The sequence below is a fragment of the Kamptonema animale CS-326 genome (genome assembly GCF_028330895.1).
Taxonomy (GTDB): domain Bacteria; phylum Cyanobacteriota; class Cyanobacteriia; order Cyanobacteriales; family Microcoleaceae; genus Kamptonema; species Kamptonema formosum.
The window spans coordinates 1-22,188 of record NZ_JAQMUA010000204.1; the positions used below are offsets into that span (position 1 = coordinate 1).

Genomic DNA, 22,188 nt, shown 5'->3' on the forward strand with positions numbered 1-22,188 from the left:
ATTAGCAATTAGCCATTAGCTATTAGCAATTAGCCATTAGCTATTAGCAATTAGCCATTAGCTATTAATCCTCATAATCAATCAAAACTTGCACCCAATTTGGCGGGCGGGGGATGGGGTTTCCCAACCGATCTAAAAGTAGTAAAGCTACTAGATGTACAACGAATAGATAGATAATATTATTAAGCACGATCATCGCTGTTGCGATCGCCTGAACCAAAGTCAGATTTGGCACTGCCAGCACCCCTAACTTCACAAATCCCCATTCTACGAGTTCAGTAACTTGACTGGTTATATAAAGCCAGAGGTCTTCCCCCAGCAGTAGCGAAAGCAGCCAAAACCGGAAAAAGAAACCAAAGGAACCCACAATAGCGCCCAAACCAATCGAAACAGACCAGCTAGCTCCCCGCCGCCATAGTCCGCCCAAAAGCACGCTCAACAGCCCAAAAGGAATTACAAATAAAATACTGCGAGTCGGGCCCATCAGTACAGACAACAACAACCCAGAAACCAAAGCCCCCATCCAGGCCGATCTCTGACCCCATCGCAAATATACTAGAGCGATTGGCACTGGGAAAAAAATCCGCAGCAGCGGGCCCATCGGAAAATAGTAATTCACCAGCCAAATTAAACTAGCGGTACTGGCGAGAAACGCCGTTTCTACCATACTCAAAGGGCCAGAAAAATCGCCAGATATAGCAGGCTCTGCCTTTGGCTCTGAATCTTCTATCCCATAATTTTCGCTCTCAGTTTTAGGCGAATTCGCGGGGCTAGATCCTTTGCCAGCGTCAAAATAATCACTCATCCGATTTTAGAATTTAGAATTTAGATTTCAGACCCGATCGATGCCACCCCTATCCTAATTATTAATGGGATTGAACCACTAAAACACAACCCTTAGTATGATGTAAAACATAATTGCTGACACTGCCAAGCATTACTTCTGCCAACCCTGTGCGGCCACGCCTTCCTAATACAATTAAATCCGCGCCCCAATTCTGGGAAAATTCACAAATAGAATGACCAGCATCCTCAACCGTCTGGCAGTCATATTCCGCTGTAATGTTCTGGTTGGCCGCTGCACTATAGTAATTACTTAATAGCGCTCGACCTTTTTCTAACTGCTTTTCAATTCGCACAGTTTGAGCTTGATAAGCTTGCTCTGCTAATTCAAAATTCATCGCTAGATCGACCGGGAGCGGGGTTCCCCTTTCTCCAAACTGGTTAATTACGACAGCGTGAAATAACATCATTTCAGCTTTGTTTGCTACCGCTAAATCTAAAGCTTGAGCAAAGACTTTGTGGCCTAACTCTGAATCATCTAAGCCCACAAAAATTTTGTGAAAAGTCATGGTTTCTCCTGAATAGCAACTAGCAATTAGCAGTTAGCAAGCTATTAACTGCCAAAGCCTCCAACTTTTATACTAACAAGCGTTCTAAGGCGTGCATATCTGGAATACAAAGGACATCCTTATCGCGGCGAATTAACTGCTTTTTTTCCAGCTTGCTCAGTACCCGCGTCACAGTTTCCCGCGCTAAGCCACTCAGACTGCTTAATTCTCGGTGTGGGAGGTTGGGAATCTCCGTTCCTCCTTGTAAAGAGGATTTCCCCTGACCTTCTGCCAAAAACAACAAAATATCTGCCACTCGTGAGGTACTGTCTGACTCGCGCAACCTCAGCCTTCGGTTGACTTGCCGTAGCCGCCGCCCCATCAGTTGAGCCAATCGAATCCCAGCCAAGGGCTCGGAATGAATTAACTGGACAAAATCCTGAGCTGGCATATTACCGATTAAAGTCGGGGCGAGAGTGATTACGTCTGTTGAGCGCGGGGCTTCTTCAAGCGCCGCCATTTCGCCAAATAGTTCTCCTTTGCCCAAAATATTGAGCGTTACTTCTTTACCGTCCAAGTTGTAGGTGCGAATTTTCACCCAACCATCCAAAATAAAATACACTGAACTGCCCCAGTCGTTCTCTAGCAAAATCACCTGGTTGGCCGGATGGCTGCGGGTAACGATGTGTACAGTTGCTCTATCAGTTACAGTCTCAGGCAAGCCTGAAAAAAAAGCAGTAGAGAGCATTAATTGATGAACGTTGGACTGGGAATCACGGGGGGGGTAGCGGTCATCCATGAGGCCATTTTTATTAATAAACGCGCGAAAGAGAGGCGGTGCAGGTTAGAAATAGCGGCCCACTTTCCAAGAAAGCGGTTCCGAGAACTTATAGCCCAAAGCTATCATTGCAGCTAGGCGCAACATTTAAACACCTGAAATTTCCAGATTCCCTAGCCTTGACAACAACCAATAAAAATGATATGTGATTTTCCCATCAGGTGAGTCCAAAGAGTGCCGACAGCGCAGGGGCAAGACTGGCGAGAGTTGAGTGCAGCCAAAGGCCAAATTAACCTGCCAGAAGTCAGCATCAAAGGAAAATCCACAGTCATGATAGCCCAAAGGTTTGCTATCACTCTTGCCAAATGGGACAAATCCCAAATAACTTCCCATGTTACCATCCAAATATTGTACCATTAATGTCTAGCCATGAATAAAGATAAAAAATTAGTCTTAAGGCTTACCCAGTATGAACTAGAAAAACTAAAAGAATTTGCTAACCACAAAGATGTAACAATGTCTCATGTGTTGAGAGAGTACATTCGTCGGCTGCCCAAACCTCCATCAGTGGAAACTCCTATAGCTTGAGGTAACGAGCGTGAGGGAGGAAGAGGGATTAGACTGATTGTACAGAGTTAGGAGTTAGCAGATGAAAAGCTGCCGCAGGTTAAAACCAGCCATGATAAAGTAGCCAGTAATGCTACGGGTAAGAGTCAAGTATGCAGTATCCTAACATCTCAAAAATAGTTAGGCACAATAGTTAAAGGGACTTTGACATCCCTAGTTAGGGTTTTACCCTAAATGACAATCAATCCCTCAGCGATCGCTAGGGGAGAGTCAAAATCTCCAGCATGAATCAAAATCTATCGCACTAGCCGCATTTGGTAGAGGTTCCACCCTTGAATTCTCAACAGGATCAAATTCAGGCACTTCTTGCTGATATTGACGAGGTACTCAGCAAGCCCAGCCCGCGCCTACCTTGGATGGCTTCGGTCGAAACCATCCACCAGCGCCAAGTCTTAGATCGCATTCGCAGCTATTTATCCCAACAGAAGGCTACACAGGTTGTAAATGAAAACCTGACTCACAGCGATGTGGCCGAGGAAGCTGGGTTAGAGCAAGGCGATCGCCAAGTCCCCGATCTCCGCGATCGCCAACCCACAACACCCCCACCTACGGATAGCGATATTCGCTCAACGGCGGGGCAAATCTTGCAAGCCGTAATCGGAGAAATGAACTCTCTGCGTACCAATCTCACGCAGCCACTACAAGACGACATACAAGCTCTACGGCAAGAACGGCAAGCCCTCACCTCTGAAATTAAACAGCTAGAGCAGCGACGGCAAGATCAATACTCTCTAGCTCAGCAGCAGGCTAACCAGCAACAAATTATTTCCGAATTCTTGCAGGTACTAATGGCACGCTTGCAAGAAAGTTTGGCTCGCGATGTCGCCCAAGCACTTAGTAACCTAGAAGCTCAGTTCTTGCAAAACAATCTCCTGGGCACGGAATCTGCGCCACAGTTGACCTCAGCTTCCGCAACAGGCGACGCAAATGCAGGGGAACTGCCACTTCTCACCCCCGCCCAGCGTATTGAGCAAATACGGCTGCTACAGGCCCAATCCGATCGCGACTTAATGAGGCTCGATTCCACCCTGACCATTGTATTTGAGGCACTGCAAAGGAATCTGCAAACCTATCAAGAATCCTTGTCCCAGGGGCTTGAAAAAATGCACAGCTTGGGGCAGCAGGGTGAAGCCATGTTTGCAGCTTTAGTTAACCACTTGGCAGAACAGTTAGGTCGAGAGGCTTCATCTTATGTACAATCCTCAATTCCTGTCGCCAATATAGAAACCGCAACCCGTCCAGTCGCCCCCACAGCACCCATAAGTACCCTCAATCAAAATGAGGTAGCTTTACAGGAGGAATTGGTAGTTAGGTCGCGCCCAGAACCAACGCCTAGAACTGAAAGGGATCTGGGTGAGATCGGAGAACGGGAAAAACTGCCCTATCCGGGAACGGAACTGTCTCCTCAGTTTGCACAGTTGAGACACAATAGAGAGGAACTCAGGCACTCAGGTACTCAAGAGCATTCTCCTATTCCCCCAGAAGATGATTTTTTGAGCCTAGAATCCTCCAGCTCTGAAACGCCATCTGAGGCAATGATGACTGAGGAAAGCGGCGAACTGGAAGATTTATATGACAGCCTCTTCACCCCTGTGGTAGAAGTCTCAAAGCAACCAGAGAAAGGCTCTGGTAGGAAGGGAGAAGTTTCCACTGTCTCACTTTTCGAGTCTACAGAAGTTAGCGATCGCAATATTGTGCCGGAGCAAATTGCGGAATCAACTCTGGCTGATGTTGATAGTGAGGATTCCCTAGAAGATTTTCTACTAGAATCTGCCAATGGGGAACCAGAGCCAAGTCCTGAATCAACCCTAACAAATACTGAAAGCGAAGACTATCTGGAAGATTTTCTATTAGAATCTGCCAATGTGGAACCAGAGCCAAGTCCTGAATCAACCCTAACAAATACTGAAAGCGAAGACTATCTGGAAGATTTTCTACTAGAATCTCCCAATGTGGAACCAGAGCCAAGTCCTGAATCAACCGTAACAAATACTGAAAGCGAAGACTATCTGGAAGATTTCCTATTAGAATCTGCCAATGTAGAATCGGAACAAATTCCTGAATCAACCCTAACAAATACTGAAAGCGAAGACTATCTGGAAGATTTTCTATTAGAAACTCCCAATATGGAACCGGAACAAATTCCTGAACCTATAACTAATACTGAGAGCGAGGATGTGCTAGAAGATTTTCTAGTCGCGGAAGATTCAGAATTTGTCGCTGGTAATTTCGTCGATCGCCCAGCGATCGCAGATGCAGACTTATTTGGTGAAACCTTGCTCGAACTCGATCCCGAACCACCAGCACCCGCAGCTCCATCCCCGCCTGATAGCCCAGCTAGTAGGGAAACACTTGCGGATCTGAGCAATGTCTTCGGAGATGAGAATGAGAACGTTCCTGTAAAGGGTCAGCCTCCAAGCACGGTATCAAAAACCTCCTCAAAAGAACTCAGAAAGCCCAAAAACCTGACCCCTGTGGCCAGCAGTTCAGAGGAAAGTACCGAATATGACGCGCTAGCAGAGTGGGATGCCGATATCTATGTCCAAGCATCCCCAGACGAAAATTTGTTGCCCGTAGAACCACCAGATGAGGAGCAAGAACAGGGAATCTTGCTCGATCGTAATAGCCTAGAACGTTTGCAGGCTGACCTTTTCAGTTTAGAAGGCATGGATAGCGCTCTCCCCGAAGAAGCCAGCAGCATTGCCAGTCCAGAACCATTTACTTTTAGCGATTTCTCTCAAGTGGAAGCAGAAAATCCCTTTATCGTCTCTGCGGAAGAAGAAATGACCACTCTTGATGACTTATTTACAGAAGTTTTCGATATGCCAGTCACAGCAGCACCCCATGCTGTAGAGGTGGAAACCGCAGCCCCTGAATTTTCTCAAGGCGATTCTTCCAATATGACTCTGGAAGATATTTTATCAAGCTTAATGGAGGCGGAGGCAACGCCGCTTAATTACCCCCCTAGACCGGATCTAAACTCGCGACAAGTCCAAACTACAGGTCAAGTAAAGCGCAGTCTGGAAACTCCAGGCGGTGAAAAAAAAAAGGTAGGGTTATTTGATCTAGGAGATGGGGGAGATGGGGAAGAGTGGGGAGAGGGGGGAGATGGGGGAGATGGGGGAGATGGGGAAGTGAAATCCTCCCTACCTTCTCCATCTCCCCCATCCTTCCCGATTTTTCCGATTCCTCTTCCCCAATCTTCAACTCCTCGAAATTCTAACTGGTATTTGGGAATTGATTTTGGTACAACTATGCTCTCGGCGGCTCTGTTAAACCGGGACAGTAAGGAAGTTTATCCCCTTTATTGGGAGGTCGATGGTCAAAATCCTAAATCTGAGTGCTTTCGCATTCCTGCTGTGGTTTCTCTATTAGCGGGGAAGGTGGTTGTTAAGTCGGTGGGTCAGCCAGGACTGCCTTTGGAAGAAGGGGGACTGTTACTACAAAATTTTAAGCACTATTTGAAGTTGGGTATACCCTATGTGAGTTCTGCTTTACAGGACGGAAATACAGAGGGTGAGGGGGGTTTTCTGTTTGAACCGATGTTGCAGTGGTCACAGCAGGAAGATGTTTCTCTAGCTTGGCTGTTGCACGGTTTGGGGGCGCTGTTGGGGGGATTGAATCCGGCGAGGGAAAATGTTCTAGGTTTGCAATTGCACGCTGTGGGACTAGAACCCTCGATTTTAGATGCTGCACTGCGGCAGTTGGGGGGTGTGATTTTGGGTACTCCGGCTGGCTGGGGTGATGCTTACCGCCACAACCTCCGGGAAGCGGTGCTAGGTGCGGGATTGGTAACGGAGAGTTCTCAGATTTTTGTGGTTGAGGATGCGATCGCGACTTTACTTTCGGAATTAACACCAAATTTGGGAGAAGCTGAATCTAAAATTCACAACCTCAATTCTAAAATTGCACCGGGGGGTACTTTAATTATTAATTCTGGGGCGATAACTACGGAATTAGCTTTGGTAGATTTGCCGGAAAATCTAGAAAATTTAACTTATTCACACTTTACTTGTCAGAGCTTTGCTTATGGTGGCAATGCTATTGACCAAGATATTATCTGTCAATTGCTGCTGAAGGATGAATCTTTTGGCCCGTTAACTCAATTACCGCGAGGGGGTTACGCGGATGTGGCGGCGCGATGCCAATTGCAAGGGCGGTTACAGAGTTCGCCTTTGGGATTAGAACTTTTGGCGGCGGCGGCAAATTTGAAGGTGATTTTACAAGACCAAGATCGGTTTAATTTGGAGATTGGCGATCGCCGTTGGGAAGTGAAGCGGCGAGATTTGGAAACTAAGGTGTTAGTGCCTTTCGTTCAGCAGTTGAATCGCGAAGTTAACGCTATGCTCAGTCAAGCTGGAATGTCCCCGGTAGGGATTAATCAAGCTATTTGTACCGGGGGAAATGCTTCTTGGTCGGCGATCGCTCGTTGGTTACGCCAGAAACTCCCTAATGCGATCGTGATTCACGATCGCCCTGCTAATCTTCCTTCTGTTTCTCCTTCCCCAAAATCCAAAATTGGTCGCGTTGCTTGGGGTTTAGCAACTTTACCTCTTTATCCTCAAGTTCTAGATGGGCCCCGCCAGCAGTACAGCGATTATTTTCTGCTATGGGAACTGATGCAGGCCTTTACCGTCACTCCTCTTAGTATCAGTGAAATTACGCAGGCTTTGGAGCGCCGAGGGCTCAATACTCGTACTTGCTTACCAAGGATTCTGCCAATTTTAGAGGGTCAATTGCCTCTAGGCCTATTGCCTTCTAAAGAAGATGCACTCTTGCTGAGTTCTGCATCTAGGGAAAATCCTGAGTTAGCAATGATGGGAGCCGCGCCGCTGTTTGAGCAGGTAGGCAATCGCCAATATCGACTCAATCAAGAGCAGGCTAAGTATGTGCGCGAATACGTAGGTAGGTTGATGGCAAGCAGCCAGCAAAAGCTAGAGGAGCCTCTATCTCAATCTCTAATAGGGCTTTAAAGCGATCGCCATTTTAATTTAAATAAAAAGGACAGAACTTGAAGTCCCTTTTTTAAGAGGATTGGGGATACCTCTGTATTAAGTCCTATAAAAACTAAAGCAGATTTCAAATCAGTTGAGTACAAAACCCCACACCCATGATGGGGAATCCCCCCCAAAGCATTAGGAAGAAATGTATTCAATTCACTTGGAAACTTCTGTATTGAAAGATATATTTTAGGACTTACGCCAATTATTTGTAAGTAGGTAGGTGAAATACACGAAAGTATGTCAACCCATTTTCAGCAACTAGAACCCTTTGCTATTATGCCCTCTAGCTTCAGCAGAGCTACCTTTGGTCTGCGGAATTCGGCTATTAAGAATCGATCTCTACGTATCTGTTCCTCAGTAATTTCACTAAAATCTTATTTTTCTAAAAAATAAATATACAATAACTTTACAATACCCAAGGGTATTTTTAAAGATTGTGCAAAGTTGGACACTTCTATACTCTCTCTCGTAAGTAAGTCTCGTAAGATATTTACGAGAAGGCTAATTGACCTTTAGAAAAACAGAGTGCAAGCTGTGACTACCACATCTAATTTCCCCTTAATACCCGCAATCAAGGCGTTAGTTTTGGTCAACAATTACAGGGTTCATCAGTCGAACGAGCCAGTTCATCCATCTGTAACTAGCCTCACAAAGCGCTTGATTGATATATTGGGAGCTTTGGTAGGATTAGCCCTGACTGCGATTGTGGCAATTCCAGTAGCGATCGCAATGCAATTTGACAACCCAGGCCCACTGTTTTACAGTCAGGTTCGCTGCGGTTTTAACGGACAGCTATTCAAAATTTGGAAATTCCGTTCAATGGTTGTCGGTGCCGAAAAGCTCAAGCATTTAGTTAATAATGAAGCCAAGGGTCACATTTTCAAGAATGAGAACGATCCTCGAATTACGCGCGTAGGACGGTTTTTACGCTGTACTAGCTTGGATGAATTACCGCAATTTTGGAACGTACTGATGGGAGAGATGAGTTTAGTAGGAACTCGGCCTCCAACTCAGGATGAAGTCGCTAATTATGAAAGCCACCACTGGATGCGCTTGAATGTCAAGCCTGGTATTACCGGTGAATGGCAAGCAAATGGACGTTCGACGGTGAAAGATTTTGAAGACATTGTACGGATGGATGTTGATTATCAGCGTAAGTGGTCTGTTGTTTACGACATCAGCTTGATTTGGAAAACAGTTTGGGTGGTACTCAATAAAAACGGTGCTTGTTAATAAGTTTGGAGGGGTTATAATTTTGCTAAATAGTCTGGGAATAGTTAACTGTTAACGGTTAACTGTTAACGGTTAACTGTTAACGGTTAACCGTTAACAATTTTAATTGTTTAGCAACCGCCAAGGTGGTTAGAACATTGTAGTTTCGTGATTCCTTAATTCTCTTCCCTTCTTCCCTTCTTCCTTCTTCCTTCTTCCTTCTTCCCTAGCCCCTAGCCCCTAGCCCCTAGCCCCTGTATTATGAATTTGCCTAACTGGATCACCTTCTCTCGCTTGCTGGGAGTCCCCTTTCTCCTCTATGGTTTGCAGTCGCCAACTGTCCAAACTCGCTGGATTTGTTTAGGGATTTTTCTCTTAGCGGCGGGTACGGATTGGCTGGATGGCTACTTAGCTAGGAAACTCAATCAAATTACCGATCTAGGTAAATTTTTAGACCCTTTGGTGGATAAGTTGCTGGTTCTTGCGCCTTTATTGGTATTAATTCAACTTGGGGAGGTTCCTGCTTGGGGAGTGTTTTTAATTTTGGCACGGGAGTTGACGATCGCGGGATGGCGGGTGAGCAAAACGGCGATTTCGGGGGCTAATATTTGGGGAAAATTGAAAACAGTTAGTCAAATAGTGGCGATCGCACTTTTAATCGCTCCCCTACCTGATGTCTGGGTAGTTCCTTCTCTAGTGGCTTTCTGGATTTCTGTGCTCTTGACGTTGATTTCTGGTGCAGTTTATTTATGGCCAGAAAAAAATGAGCCTGTTTAGCTATATCAGGACTTACGCAAGCACGCTATATATAACGTGCTTGCGTAAGTCCTGTCTGTTAAACCATTCGTTAGCTACTTACTGGATATCGACCTATTTCTAGTATCCAGAAATTTAAATTAGTCTAGTGGTTGCTACCCATTAAACAATTGCTTGCGATCGCCATTTTCTACGATACAACGAGGCAAGAAAACACGCCCTAGCCCCTAATCCCTAGCCCCTAGCTATAACATCCATTAACGAGTTCTTCGTTATAGAAGTTGGATTAAGCAAGTAGATAGCCGCCATTTTTGCAGTAGCTTCTGATAGCTGAACTTGTTTGATAGTCACAATACCTTCACTTACGAAAGAATCTCTGACTTTAGCCTTATCCCCACTATTGAAAACAGATTCGTAAAACACTTCCCTAATTCCTGCTGAAATGATTAATTTCAAACAATAAATACAAGGTTCTAGGGTGACATAAATGCTACCGCCAGCGGTACTAATGCCGTGTCTGGCAGCCTGCGCGATCGAATTTGCCTCAGCATGAATAGCACGGGATGGCAATGCTTGACTAGCATCGCAACTACTCAAACCCGGATAGCAGAATCCTTGAGCAGTGCAGTGAACTGAACCCGATGGGGAACCATTATATCCTGTGGCTACAACTTGGCGATCTTTAACTATTACTGCGCCTACGGGAAAAGCGAGGCAAGTTGAGCGCGTGGCCGCGAGTTTTGCCAACATTAGAAAATATTCGTCCCAAGTTGGTCTGTGAGGAGGTTCGTAATTATCAGGTGTATTGTACATTCAAAGTGTAGAATTAGAGCTTTACCAGTTAGAGCAATTTATTGCAATATTCCTGTCGATCCAAACCCATTATCCCCCCTAGAGCTGGAACTTAACATCTCAACTTCTTCAATTTCAACATGAATTACTGGCGCTATTACCATTTGAGCAATTTTCATCCCTCTTTTTACTTTAAAATTAGTTTGACCGTGATTGATTAAAATCACCCCAATTTCACCTCTATAGCCTTCATCTATAGTCCCAGGAGTGTTGAGTACGGTAATTTGATGTTTCAGAGCCAAACCACTTCTAGGACGAATTTGAGCCTCTGTTTTGTGAGGTAATTCTATGGATATTCCTGTATGGATTAATTTGCTTTCTCCGGGAGCAATTTCTAATTCATCTATGGAGAATAAGTCAAGTCCCGCATCATACTCATGGGCATATTTAGGAATTATGGCTAATTCATTCAGTTGCAGGATTTTTAACTTCATTGATTTTGCATTTTTATCGATCGCGTAACGTCGCCCTCTGGGCGGTAAAATCATCGTCCAGAGGGCAGCGCTACGAACATTTTATCACCATCAGCTATAAATAAAAACCGTCAAAGATCACGGTGCTAGCCTTGCTTTTCCTAGACGAGTAGTTGTATACCACTCAGCGATAGCAGGAGCCCAATTCTCGAAATGAGGCCACATCATTTCGCAGAGTTTTTGAATTTCAAGTTGAGCATTTTTCTTGTTTCTGAGGTCACAAAAATGTAGGAAAGACCTTAAGTTGAAGCTAACTATAAAATGCTGGCGATAATCAAAGGGTAATTTGCCTCTAGCGTGTTCCTCCGACATCCCTGCGTCAAAGTCAATTTTGTAGCGTTTAACTGCTTCTAAACACCACTGTAAATCTTGTTCTCTTTGTTCGGGAGAGTAGTAGTATTTTTTGCCTTCGCGGTCAGTATAATAATCTACGGGACGGAGGTAGAAAACGTCTTCAATGTCTTTTTTGCCGATGGCTACGTCCAGAAATTGATTGCCGGTATATCGTAGGGAATTATGCACTACTAAACCATTGGCAACAAAATTATGCCATTCACCATCCACTTCTAAGTCGTAAGTCATTTGTTCGCCAACATATTCAACACTCCTGACTTTTACCGGATGAGAACGCAATTTTCTACCCTTTGGCTTTGGCTTTACTTGCCAATTCTGAGGCTCTAATATTGGCGAATAAGCTTGTGCAAATTCAATCTCTACACTGTTTTGATGAATGTATTCGTAAGAGTTTTTTTGGTTTTCGATCCATGATTGGTCTGTGTAAAGCCGATCATCTGTTGCTAACAAACCATTGCACATAACATAAGAGTCTTTGGTCATACCAACGACGTTACCATCTGCATTAGTTATCAACCCAACCGCATCTTTCATTGTTTGCCAACCATTTGCGGTGAATAAACGGTGATTGGTAGTACACTCTAAAGTCTTGCCATCTTCCAATGTAACTTTATAGACTGGTTGAATACCGCTACACATTACATCTTTGATATGACCCACTTCAAACAAGCCAGTTTGTTCGTTTAAAACTCGTAAGCGCATTTTACGGATTCTTTGCTTACAGTCACGACGATATTCGCCTGGTGGTTCACCATTTCGACCTCGAATAGACCGAGAACGAATCGCCTTTTCCCCATTAGTCCAAAGGTCATACAGTTCTCCAATTGTTTTGCTCAAATTTTTCTTGCCAGCACTTCCTTCGCTATCAACAAAAGTAATTAGGGTATCAGCAGCCAGACATTGTACATCAAAGGATACTCCAACACGATGAGTCCTCGCCTGCTGCATAACACTATGAGGAAAGTAACCGCAATTAAACACAATTTGGGGATGTTCTAATGGGCCATAATGCCCCCTTTCTCCTGCTAAGAGACGCTTAACAATAATTTCGCCACATTGTGCATCTGATGGCCAGGAATCGCGCTCATCAAATACAAAATTCTCAGTATAGTCTTGATGGAGTGCAGCATAAATTACTTGCTGAGGATTGGGCGTTTGAGAAATAACCTCTACTCTGAATCTATCCATTATATGTTGTTTTTTACTGGTCAATAGCGAGGGCGGTAGTTAGACGAACCTCAATCGTTATATATCATTCCATAATCTGAGAACTTTAGCAACTATTTTAGTAACTAAATTTATGCTAATAATTCATTGACTGCCACGCTAAAACCTAAAAGCACATTCTGAGTGCTGACAATTTCCACCGAATTAAATAATATCCACCGCTGCCGATCGTTAATTAAAATTAACTTCGCTTCCGGGAACAATAGCCACACTTCTTGACAACCTGATTCTAAATATTCCTGAGCTTTGGCAAATAATTCTTCAGCACTATCATCAGGAGAAACCACCTCAGCAATCAGCGGAAAACTTTGAGGAAATATTGTCAAATTCTCTGTCGGTATCAGATCGGGTGTAATATAAGCAACATCAGGACGACGACCCTGTTTTTGAGTGCGACAAAGAACTTCAGTAATAACTTCTCCTCCTTGCCCGCTGGATTTTTTGTAGTTCCCCCAGTAAGTAGCTAGTTTAGATTGAGCAAGACCATGTTTAAAACCCATTCCTGTTTTCTCCACTAATTGACCGTCAACCCATTCCATCCTGTCGGGAGGGTGGGCGATAAACTCTTCTAAGGATAAAACTTTTTGCGGCTCTTCTACTTGCAATTCTTCCGATTTATCTGCTAAAGTTGGATTAATGGCAATTACCATTTTGTTACCTCATTCCGAGAAAAAACTGACTGTTACTATTCAAACACAAACTTGAGCAAATAAACATAAAAAAATGCTATCAAGTAGATTTACAGAAGCTCTCATTTATGCTACCGAACTCCATGCTAATCAAGTCCGTAAAGGTTCGGGTGTTCCTTACATTGCTCATTTGTTAGGTGTTGCTAGTATTGCCTTAGAATATGGTGCGAATGAGGATGAAGCGATCGCGGCCCTCCTCCACGATGCGATCGAAGACCAAGGCGGCGACGCTACCCGCCAAGAGATTCGCCGCCGCTTTGGAGATGCTGTAACGGCGATTGTAGATGGGTGTACGGACTCAGACGTGACTCCGAAACCCCCTTGGCGATCGCGCAAGGAAGCCTACATCGCCCACATCCCCACAGCAACGCGATCGGTAAGATTAGTTTCAGCCGCCGATAAGCTGTATAATGCTAGGTCAATTGTCAATGATTACCGCCAAATTGGAGATTTAATTTGGGAACGCTTTAAAGGTGGAAAAGAGGGAAGTCTCTGGTATTATCGCTCTTTAGTAGAAGCATTTCGCAAACCTGAATCAACACCCGTTGTTGAAGAATTAGATCGCGTAGTTTTAGAGTTAGAAAAATTAGTTAATGGTTAACTGTTAACTGTTAACTGTTAACTGTTAATAAATAAGAACAACAAAATGGCAAATCTGCGATTAGAAAATATTACTAGACGATTTAATAATGTCACCGCTATTGAAGACATTACCTTTAAAGTCCCCGATGGCGAATTTTGGGTTTTAGTCGGGCCTTCCGGTTGTGGCAAATCTACAATTATGCGGACAATTGCAGGTTTAGAAACCGCTACCTCTGGCAATCTCTACATTCAAGATACTTTAGTTAACAATGTCCCCGCCCGACAAAGAGATGTCGCAATGGTATTTCAAAATTACGCCCTTTACCCGCACATGACAGTAGCAGAAAATTTGGCATTTGGGTTAAAAATGCGTAATTTTGAAGCCACAAAAATTAGAGAGAGAGTTGAAAATGTAGCCCGTTCTCTTTCTATCGATCACCTCCTCAACCGCAAACCCAAACAGTTATCAGGAGGGCAACAACAGCGGGTAGCATTAGGAAGAGCGATCGCACGAGAACCGAAAATATTTCTATTAGATGAACCTTTATCTAACCTCGATGCCCAATTGCGAGACGACACAAGAGCAGAACTAAAACAATTACATCAACGACTAGGAATTACTACAATTTATGTTACTCACGATCAAGTAGAAGCGATGACATTAGCTGATAAAATTGTAGTATTAAATCAGGGTAAGATCCAACAAATTGGCGAACCTCAAAACATTTATGCTAAACCTGCTAACCGGATGGTTGCCACATTCTTAGGCAATCCTTCAATGAATATTTTACCTGCAACTTATACTAATAGCACTTTTCAAATAGGAAGTCAATCTTTAGCCTGTCCGCCATCAATTCGTGAGAGATTGCAACCACGCGATGGGCAAGGTTTTGATTTAGGGATTCGCCCCGAATACGTAGAAATATTTGGCAGTTTTAGTAAACAGGAAGACGACTTAAATAGCGATCTTTGGGCATTAGAGAAATTGCCTTTAGAAGTTGAAGTAAGAGTAGTTGAACCTCTGGGACGAGAAACTTTAATCCGTGCTGCTTTGCCCATTTTAGGGGGAGATGATTCCGTAACATCTATACAGATACAAGTACCCGCAAATGTGCGTTTACGTGCCGGCGATCGCATTTCTGTGCAACTAGATTTTAATCATCTATTTGTATTCGATCCTACTACTGGCGATGCTCTATATCCATAGATTCGGGCCTATCTATCTAGAATAATTTATAATTAAGCTGATAGAATAGCTGATTCAATTGTGTGAGATGCCCAAGGTTGCACTTCATCTTCTTGTAAAACTTCTGCCCCCAAACTTCTGTAAGTAGAGGTAGTCTTTTGATACATTTCATTTAATTTCTTGTAATCTGGCGATTCTTGTTTTGGGGGAAGTGCGACAATTCCTATAGGCAATTTATAGTTAGACTCTTTAACATCAGAAATCATCCAAGAAATAGAATCTTTGATACTTTCAGGACTCTGAACCTCAAATGATATTCCATGCGCTGCAAAGTAAGGTTGACCATTAGCCATAACCACATCAAACTTGTGCTCTTTGTGACTTCCTCTGACCAGAAAATCATTTTTTAGCATTTCTTTCAAGGCTGGTCTATCATTATATGATAGGATAGTTTTTCTAATTAGAGAATTTGTAATTCTCGCAGCATCTTGGCGATTTCGCTTGATTTTTTCGGAAACTAAATCAACCAAGTAAGTCTGCGCGGTATCTTCTAATAAACTATCGACATTTTCTAAAGAACCACGAGGTTCTTTTTCGGAAACTAAATTAACCAAGTAAGTCTGCGCGATATCTTCTAATAAACTATCGACATTCTCTAAAGAACCGCGAGGTTCTGTGAATTGAATACTGTTAATCCAATCCCGTGCGATTTTTGTTAATCGCTCATGTTTAGGAGTGTCATCTGGTCTATCTCCAGGGAAAAGTAAACCTTCCCCCGCAGCTTTGTTCATTTGTTTCGCAAAGTCTCTGAGAAAATGAATATCTTCGCGGCCAAAAGTTTGTACCCGACTCCAATTATTCAAAAATTGTACGCGCACATGATGGTCATCAAAAGCAACAACACCAATATTAATCCGTTCGTCAGCGATGGGATTGGGGACGTATTGAACGATACTATATCTGCTTGCCATTGCTTTTGCCTCCCTCTATAAGAAAGCGCTTAAAAAAAGTTAGTAATTGTTGTTGCTGTCTAGTTAGGTATTCTACTAGAGTAACACGCTCGTCAAGAGTTAGCCCCCACTCATTAGGCGGAGCCGCCACCGCTTGAATGATTGTTTGTTCGCTGACGCTTTCAAGCGCCCGGAGTGCGGAGCTAATCTCATCTTCAGTAAAATTGCAATTCTCACACAAATACGAGTTTAGTTCAGCTTGGGGTGCTTGTATTAGGTCATACTCTGTCCAATCAGGGCCACTCGGAAAGAAATGACCGTGATCCACCGAGAAAACTAATCGTGGTGGAGTCTTGTGGAAAATAAACTGGATGTCATTAGCATAGACCCATCCGTACAACACAGCAAGCAGAGCAAACCTGGATCTATTTTCAGTTTCGCTGGTGGCCATCAACTCCCAACTATCAAGGCAATCTGGTATATAGAGAGTAGCGTGTGCTGTGCCTGAAGGAATATGATAGAGATTAGGTTCAATTGCAATCAGTTCAGCCGAAACTTCAACAATCTTAGGTTCGCCAACTGGTGCGCCTATTGCAAAGCCAAGCCTCGCAGTAATATGGTCGTTTACGATTTGTCTGCCTGCTTGCTGACCTTTAACCACATACTCTCTACCATCATTACACTTTAGCAAAACTGGTTCTGCTTTCGTTCTCCACCCTTTGCGAAAAGTTATGGCGCTGATGGGTATTTCTGGTTTTAAAAGCGCATTGTTTAGCTGTTCCTTCCAGTATTCCCTAGTGTTTTCTGTGTTTTCACTTTTGCCCATGTAAAGAAAATATAAAATTTAAGTATATTCTTCTCATAGTAAAATACAACAGAACTTACGCAATTGGCACATGGCGATCGGCACGCTCGCCGAAACCAAGTCAAGGTATAATTTGTAAGGTGGGCATTGCCGGCGATGAATATCGGCTAATAATTAAAGATTATGTGCGGCAATGCCCACCCTACATTTAAACTGTACCATTATAACAGTTAACGGTTAACTGTTAACCGTTAACCGTTAATAATTAAACTAATTGCTTAGCCTGAAACTGTTTTAATTCCCCTGGAGTAACCGCGCCATACTCTGTAATAATTGCAGTAATTAATTCAGCAGGCGTAACATCAAACGCGGGATTGTAAAAATCAATGCCCACCGGACAAATTCGCGTGGTCCCAACTTGATAAAGTTCAACTGGATTGCGTTCTTCAATCGGAATTAAATCGCCATTTGATAATGCAAAATCAATCGTAGATAGAGGTGCAGCTACAAAAAATGGGACATTATGAGCCTTAGCAACAATTGCTAAACTATAAGTGCCAATCTTATTAGCGGCATCGCCATTAGCTGTAATTCTATCAGCACCGACAACTACAGCATGAATTAAACCTTGTTTCATGCAGTGAGCCGCCATATTATCACTAATTAAAGTGACCGGAATCTCTTCTTGCACGCATTCCCAAGTTGTTAATTTTGCACCTTGAAGGCGGGGGCGAGTTTCATCAGCAAAAACTCTTGCTAATCTTCCATCTCGCCAAGCGGAACGGACTACACCTAAAGCTGTACCGTAGCCAGCAGTTGCTAAACCACCTGCATTGCAGTGAGTTAAAAGAGTTAGCTTTTCTGGAGTTTTTGGCAATACTTCTAAACCTTTATCGCCAATATCTTTACAAGTTTGCAAATCTTCTGCATGAATGGTTTTCGCCATTTCTAACAAAGCTTTTTGCACTTGTTCGACAGAACCGCTAGTTTGATGGGCAGTTTTCAGCATTCGCGATATTGCCCAAAACAAATTAACAGCAGTAGGACGAGTTGCAGCTAATAAATCGCCGATTGCTTCGAGTTTAGTTAAAAACTGATCGCGGTCAGTAGTTTCAATTTCTCTTGCACCTAAATAAATGCCGTAGGCCGCCGCAATACCAATCGCTGGAGCACCTCGGACAATCATGGTCTTAATCGCCTCTGCCATATCTTCGCAGCAGCTAATTTCGACAAGTGTATACTCGCTGGGAAGTCGATTTTGGTCAATGAGATATACGCGGTCTTCTTTCCAGATAACAGGGGAAACTTGAGTGCTTTGGGAGGTCATAGACGTGAAGGGAACTTAAAAATATCACCGATCAACCTAATCATGCCATATTAGCGGTAATTCCCCAATGTTGCCAGGGATACATCCAGGGTAGCCTCTCAATTTTGTAGGAGCGAAGCCTGGCCGCCGATAAGTTATTGGCTAGACGCAGAGATTTACTGCCGGAATGCTTGCCCTACAGATATTTTTACTAGAATTGGGAACGAATTTGTTCTAGTTGTTGTCCTTGAACTTTAAGTCAGGCGATGACTCAAGTATTTCGTTTTGCCGCTCATAAACTTAGTTCAGCCATTACTGTCAAGTTAATGGTTATTTTTCAATAATAATTTGCATTGTTGGCAAGGCGATCGCTATTTGATTAGGACTTCGCACAGAAACCGGGATTCTCAGAAAAATAATTGGTTTCTCGCTAGAAATTTACGAAGAAACCAGGTTTCTGACTTCAAAGTGCATAAGTCCTGTTCATCTGGCTGTATTTGTATTTACTGGGAAAAGTCATCATCAATCCCACTTGCATCTATCAGGAAAACTCATCATGAACAATACACAAATAGTTTTTATTGACTCTACCGTTGAAGATTACCAAAGTCTTGCACAGAGTGCTGAACCAGGAAAAGAAGTATTTATACTGGACGCGGCGGGAGATGGAGTCGAGCAAATTACACAGTTACTTGCTAGTTGTACTAATATTTCTGCCATTCACATCGTTTCTCACGGCGGCCCTGGAAATTTGCAACTGGGCGCAATTGAGCTAAATTCTCACAATTTAGACGTATACGCTAGTCAGTTTCAGCAGTGGAAAAATGCTTTAACTCCCAATGCTGACATCCTTCTTTATGGTTGCAACGTGGCAGCCCAAATAGAAGGGAAAAATTTTATCTCTCGCCTCAATCAACTTACGAGTGCAGATATCGCTGCCTCCAAAAGTCTTACAGGGAGTGCTGCATTAGGCGGTGATTGGGATTTAGAAGTAACAATTGGTTCGATTGAGACACCTTTGGCATTCAGCCAAGATGCGATCGCAGCTTACACCTCTGTACTGACAACTATTAATGTAAACAGTACAGCAGATACTATTGCTGTTGACGGCACGATCACTCTGCGCGAAGCAATTACTTCTCTCAACACCAATACACCCGTAAATGCCGATCTCACTGCTATTGTTTTTAACAATACTAACGACACTATTGACCTGACTGGCATTACTGGCACAATTACCCTCACTGCGACATTACCAACTATTAATGAAAGCGTCAGTGTGAACGGCCCAGGTGCAGCTACTTTAACAGTCAGCGGTAACAACGCATTCCAGATACTTACCACTACTAGCGGCCCTGTTAGCATTTCTAACCTCACCTTTGCTAATGGGACTGGCGGCATTGATAACGCTTTGGGTGTCATCCTGAACCTTACCAACGTTACCTTCTCCAGTAACACCGCTGGAGCAGGAGGTGCTCTCTACAACAAGGGCACGGCGACTATCACGAATTCCACCTTTACTGCCAATACCGCCACTAATTCGGGCGGCGGTGCGATCAGGCAGGATAATACCGGCACTATTTTAACCATTGTCAACAGCACTTTCACCGAAAACACAACGGATATAAACAGCCAAGGCGGAGGTGCGATCCTGATCGATAGCGGTACAGTAAACATTACTGGCAGCACGTTTACTGGGAATAGTTCACAAAATACTGAGGGTGGTGGCGCGATTTACCACAGAGGTGGGAGCGAACCATTAAGCATTACCGATAGCACTTTTACTGGCAACATTTCGGCGGCTGGGGGCGGTGCGATTAAAAACGATACCGCCGAGCCATTGAGTGTCACCAACAGCACGTTCAATAGCAACCAGGCTTTACAAGGCGGCGGTATCGACAACAATGGCCCAGCAACGATTACTAACAGCACGTTTTCTGCTAACACGGCAACTACCAACTTTGGCGCGATCAGAAATGGCGGTACGCTGAATTTGAGAAGCAGCACTCTTACTCTCAATAGTGCAACAAACCAAGGCGGGGGCATCTTTAACACTGGTACGGCAAATGTCCGTAACACGATTATTGCTGGGAACACTGCTGGCTCAAATCCTGATATAGATAGTGGATTTACAAGTGAGGGCAATAATTTAATTGGAATTGGAAATGGTACTAGCTTCATAGACGGGGTTAATGGCGACAAAGTAGGCACTGCTGGCACTCCCATTAACCCAAATCTGGCAGCGCTGCAAAATAACGGCGGCCCTACCCAAACTCATGCACTGAATGCAGGCAGTCCCGCGATCAATGCGGGTAACACTTTGATCGCACCTAATACCGATCAGCGTAACTTACCCCGACCCTCTGGCATTGCTGCTGACATTGGTGCTTTTGAACTACAGCAAACCGTAAGCATTACGGCCCCAACCAATACAGCTATTGAAGGTGGAAGTGCAGGTACTTTTCGCATTAGTCGCACTGGTAGCACGTTAGGCGATCTGACTGTTAATCTCACTATTGATAATAGTAGTACCGCTGTTGCTGCTGATTACAGCCCTACGGGTGGCAGCGTAGCAGTTGCGGCTTCTAACGTGACAGTGACAATTCCCAACGGACAAGATTTTGTTGATGTCACTCTCACTCCAGTTGACGATACTATTCCTGAGATTGGAGAGACGCTGCGACTTAATTTAGGTACTGGCAATTACACCATAGATACCACTAATAGCAATGCTACAGTTACGATTTCTGCGAATGACCCGATTTCTTATGCGATCGCGCTGACAAATCCCGCTACAGGTTCTCTAACTGAGGGCAATTCTGGCACTCAAACTGTCACCTACACTGTCACCCGCAGCGGCGGTATTGGGGTAGCGAGTACGGTAGATTATGCGATCGCAGGCACGGCTACTAACGGCGCAGACTACAACAACATCAATATCAATGCAGGCGGCGCTACTACGGCAACAGGTACGATCGCCTTTGCCGCTGGCGAGACAAGCAAAACCATCACCGTTGATGTTTTGGGAGAAACATTAGGTGAAGCTGATGAGACAATTATTGCCACTTTGTCTAATCCGAATTTGACAGCAGCGCCGGAAAGTTCTACAGTCACCACAAGCACTGCCACCGCGACTATTACCAATGATGATAGTCCTAGCATTTCTATCAATGATGTAGTGGTCGCCGAGGGGAATTCTGGTACTGTTAATGCCGCTTTTACTGCTACTCTTTCAGCCGCTTCTAATTTACCGGTTACTGTTAATTACGCCACATCAGACGGTACTGCTACCACTGCGGATAGCGATTATACAGCAGCCACAGGAAGCGTTACCTTTGCCGCAGGAGAAACCACAAAAACTATTAATGTTGCTGTCAACGGCGATACTAAGTTTGAAGCTGACGAAACATTTAATGTTAATCTCAGCACTCCTACTAATGCGACTATTAGCAAAGCGACTGGTATTGGCACTATTACTAATGATGATACTCAATCTACCGAACCTAGTATCAGCATTAACGATATCACGGTTACAGAAGGCAACAGCGGCACTACAAATGCTGTATTTACTGTTAGCTTAAATAATGCTAGTTCCCAAGCAGTCAGCGTTAATTACGCTACGTCTGACGGCACTGCTACTATTGGTGACAGCGATTATACAGCGGCCACAGGAAGCGTTACTTTTGCCGCAGGAGAAACAACAAAAACCATTACTATTGCTGTTAATGGCGATACTAATTTTGAAGCTGACGAAACATTTAATGTTAATCTCAGCACTCCTACTAATGCGACTATAGCAAAAGCGACTGGCATTGGCGCGATCGCAAATGACGACTTGCAGACACCAACGCCAACTCCAACCCCAACACCAACACCAACCCCAACACCAACAGGAACTCCAACCCCAACACCAACACCAACCCCAACACCAACAGGAACTCCAACCCCAACTCCAACAGGAACTCCCACACCAACTCCAACAGGAACACCAACACCAACTCCAACAGGAACACCAACACCAACTCCAACAGGAACACCAACCCCAACTCCAACAGGA

The 22,188-nt window shown here is 44.1% G+C and carries 17 protein-coding genes; 6 read left to right on the plus strand and 11 right to left on the minus strand.

All coding sequences use genetic code 11. The annotated features are described in order from the left end of the window. Positions 1–64: 64 nt before the first annotated feature. The 4 genes from PN499_RS11820 to PN499_RS11835 all read right to left on the minus strand — a co-directional run bounded on the left by PN499_RS11820 (position 65) and on the right by PN499_RS11835 (position 2,526). Positions 65–805, minus strand: a complete 741-nt coding sequence (locus tag PN499_RS11820; protein WP_272032081.1) for a DUF2232 domain-containing protein — start codon at positions 803–805, stop codon at positions 65–67. 61 nt (positions 806–866) lie between these two features. After that, positions 867–1,352: a universal stress protein gene (locus PN499_RS11825; protein WP_272032082.1), complete on the minus strand. Its 486-nt coding sequence runs from the start codon at positions 1,350–1,352 to the stop codon at positions 867–869. A 67-nt stretch (positions 1,353–1,419) separates the two neighbouring features. Next, positions 1,420–2,130 (minus strand): Crp/Fnr family transcriptional regulator, encoded by a 711-nt coding sequence (locus PN499_RS11830; RefSeq protein ID WP_007357028.1) that lies wholly within the window; start codon positions 2,128–2,130, stop codon positions 1,420–1,422. A gap of 126 nt (positions 2,131–2,256) precedes the next feature. After that, complete coding sequence (locus tag PN499_RS11835; RefSeq protein WP_272032083.1) at positions 2,257–2,526, minus strand: hypothetical protein; 270 nt, start codon at positions 2,524–2,526, stop codon at positions 2,257–2,259. A gap of 482 nt (positions 2,527–3,008) precedes the next feature. Here PN499_RS11835 and PN499_RS11840 point away from each other — a divergent pair, with 482 nt between their 5' ends. The 3 genes from PN499_RS11840 to pgsA all read left to right on the plus strand — a co-directional run bounded on the left by PN499_RS11840 (position 3,009) and on the right by pgsA (position 9,728). Further along, positions 3,009–7,709, plus strand: coding sequence for an acetate and sugar kinases/Hsc70/actin family protein (locus PN499_RS11840; protein ID WP_272032084.1), 4,701 nt, complete (start codon positions 3,009–3,011; stop codon positions 7,707–7,709). Positions 7,710–8,264: 555 nt separating this feature from the next. After that, on the plus strand, positions 8,265–8,972 hold the full coding sequence (locus PN499_RS11845; protein WP_272032085.1) for a sugar transferase: 708 nt from the start codon (positions 8,265–8,267) through the stop codon (positions 8,970–8,972). Positions 8,973–9,212: 240 nt separating this feature from the next. After that, positions 9,213–9,728 carry a CDP-diacylglycerol--glycerol-3-phosphate 3-phosphatidyltransferase gene (gene pgsA, locus PN499_RS11850; protein ID WP_007357033.1) on the plus strand — a complete coding sequence of 172 codons (516 nt, stop codon included), beginning with the start codon at positions 9,213–9,215 and terminating at the stop codon, positions 9,726–9,728. A 213-nt stretch (positions 9,729–9,941) separates the two neighbouring features. Here the strand turns inward: pgsA and PN499_RS11855 are convergent, their stop codons facing one another. From PN499_RS11855 to PN499_RS11870, 4 genes are all read right to left on the minus strand, one after another. Next, on the minus strand, positions 9,942–10,520 hold the full coding sequence (locus PN499_RS11855) for a deoxycytidylate deaminase (protein WP_272032087.1): 579 nt from the start codon (positions 10,518–10,520) through the stop codon (positions 9,942–9,944). 38 nt (positions 10,521–10,558) lie between these two features. Then, on the minus strand, positions 10,559–10,993 hold the full coding sequence (gene dut / locus PN499_RS11860) for a dUTP diphosphatase (RefSeq protein ID WP_272032100.1): 435 nt from the start codon (positions 10,991–10,993) through the stop codon (positions 10,559–10,561). Positions 10,994–11,110: 117 nt separating this feature from the next. Next, positions 11,111–12,574, minus strand: a complete 1,464-nt coding sequence (locus tag PN499_RS11865) for an FAD-dependent thymidylate synthase (protein WP_272032089.1) — start codon at positions 12,572–12,574, stop codon at positions 11,111–11,113. A gap of 110 nt (positions 12,575–12,684) precedes the next feature. Beyond that, complete coding sequence (locus tag PN499_RS11870; RefSeq protein WP_272032091.1) at positions 12,685–13,263, minus strand: Uma2 family endonuclease; 579 nt, start codon at positions 13,261–13,263, stop codon at positions 12,685–12,687. Between the two features lie 73 nt (positions 13,264–13,336). On the opposite strand from PN499_RS11870, the gene PN499_RS11875 reads away from it, so the two are divergent. Further along, on the plus strand, positions 13,337–13,903 hold the full coding sequence (locus tag PN499_RS11875; RefSeq protein ID WP_272032093.1) for an HD domain-containing protein: 567 nt from the start codon (positions 13,337–13,339) through the stop codon (positions 13,901–13,903). Positions 13,904–13,948: 45 nt separating this feature from the next. Continuing rightward, positions 13,949–15,091, plus strand: a complete 1,143-nt coding sequence (locus PN499_RS11880) for an ABC transporter ATP-binding protein (RefSeq protein WP_272032094.1) — start codon at positions 13,949–13,951, stop codon at positions 15,089–15,091. 32 nt (positions 15,092–15,123) lie between these two features. Here PN499_RS11880 and PN499_RS11885 read toward each other — a convergent pair whose 3' ends face one another. The 3 genes from PN499_RS11885 to mtnA form a co-directional block, all read right to left on the minus strand. Further along, positions 15,124–16,041 carry a DUF3037 domain-containing protein gene (locus PN499_RS11885; RefSeq protein WP_272032095.1) on the minus strand — a complete coding sequence of 306 codons (918 nt, stop codon included), beginning with the start codon at positions 16,039–16,041 and terminating at the stop codon, positions 15,124–15,126. Then, positions 16,025–16,846, minus strand: coding sequence for a HipA family kinase (locus tag PN499_RS11890; protein ID WP_272032096.1), 822 nt, complete (start codon positions 16,844–16,846; stop codon positions 16,025–16,027). The genes PN499_RS11885 and PN499_RS11890 overlap by 17 nt, the downstream gene beginning before the upstream one ends. 244 nt (positions 16,847–17,090) lie before the next feature. Beyond that, a complete protein-coding gene (gene mtnA / locus PN499_RS11895) occupies positions 17,091–18,152 on the minus strand; it encodes an S-methyl-5-thioribose-1-phosphate isomerase (RefSeq protein ID WP_272032097.1) in 1,062 nt (353 codons plus the stop codon). A 535-nt stretch (positions 18,153–18,687) separates the two neighbouring features. Between mtnA and PN499_RS11900 the strand changes: the two genes are divergently transcribed. Continuing rightward, positions 18,688–22,188: DUF4347 domain-containing protein (locus tag PN499_RS11900; RefSeq protein WP_272032098.1), on the plus strand; the 3,501-nt coding region annotated here is incomplete at its 3' end.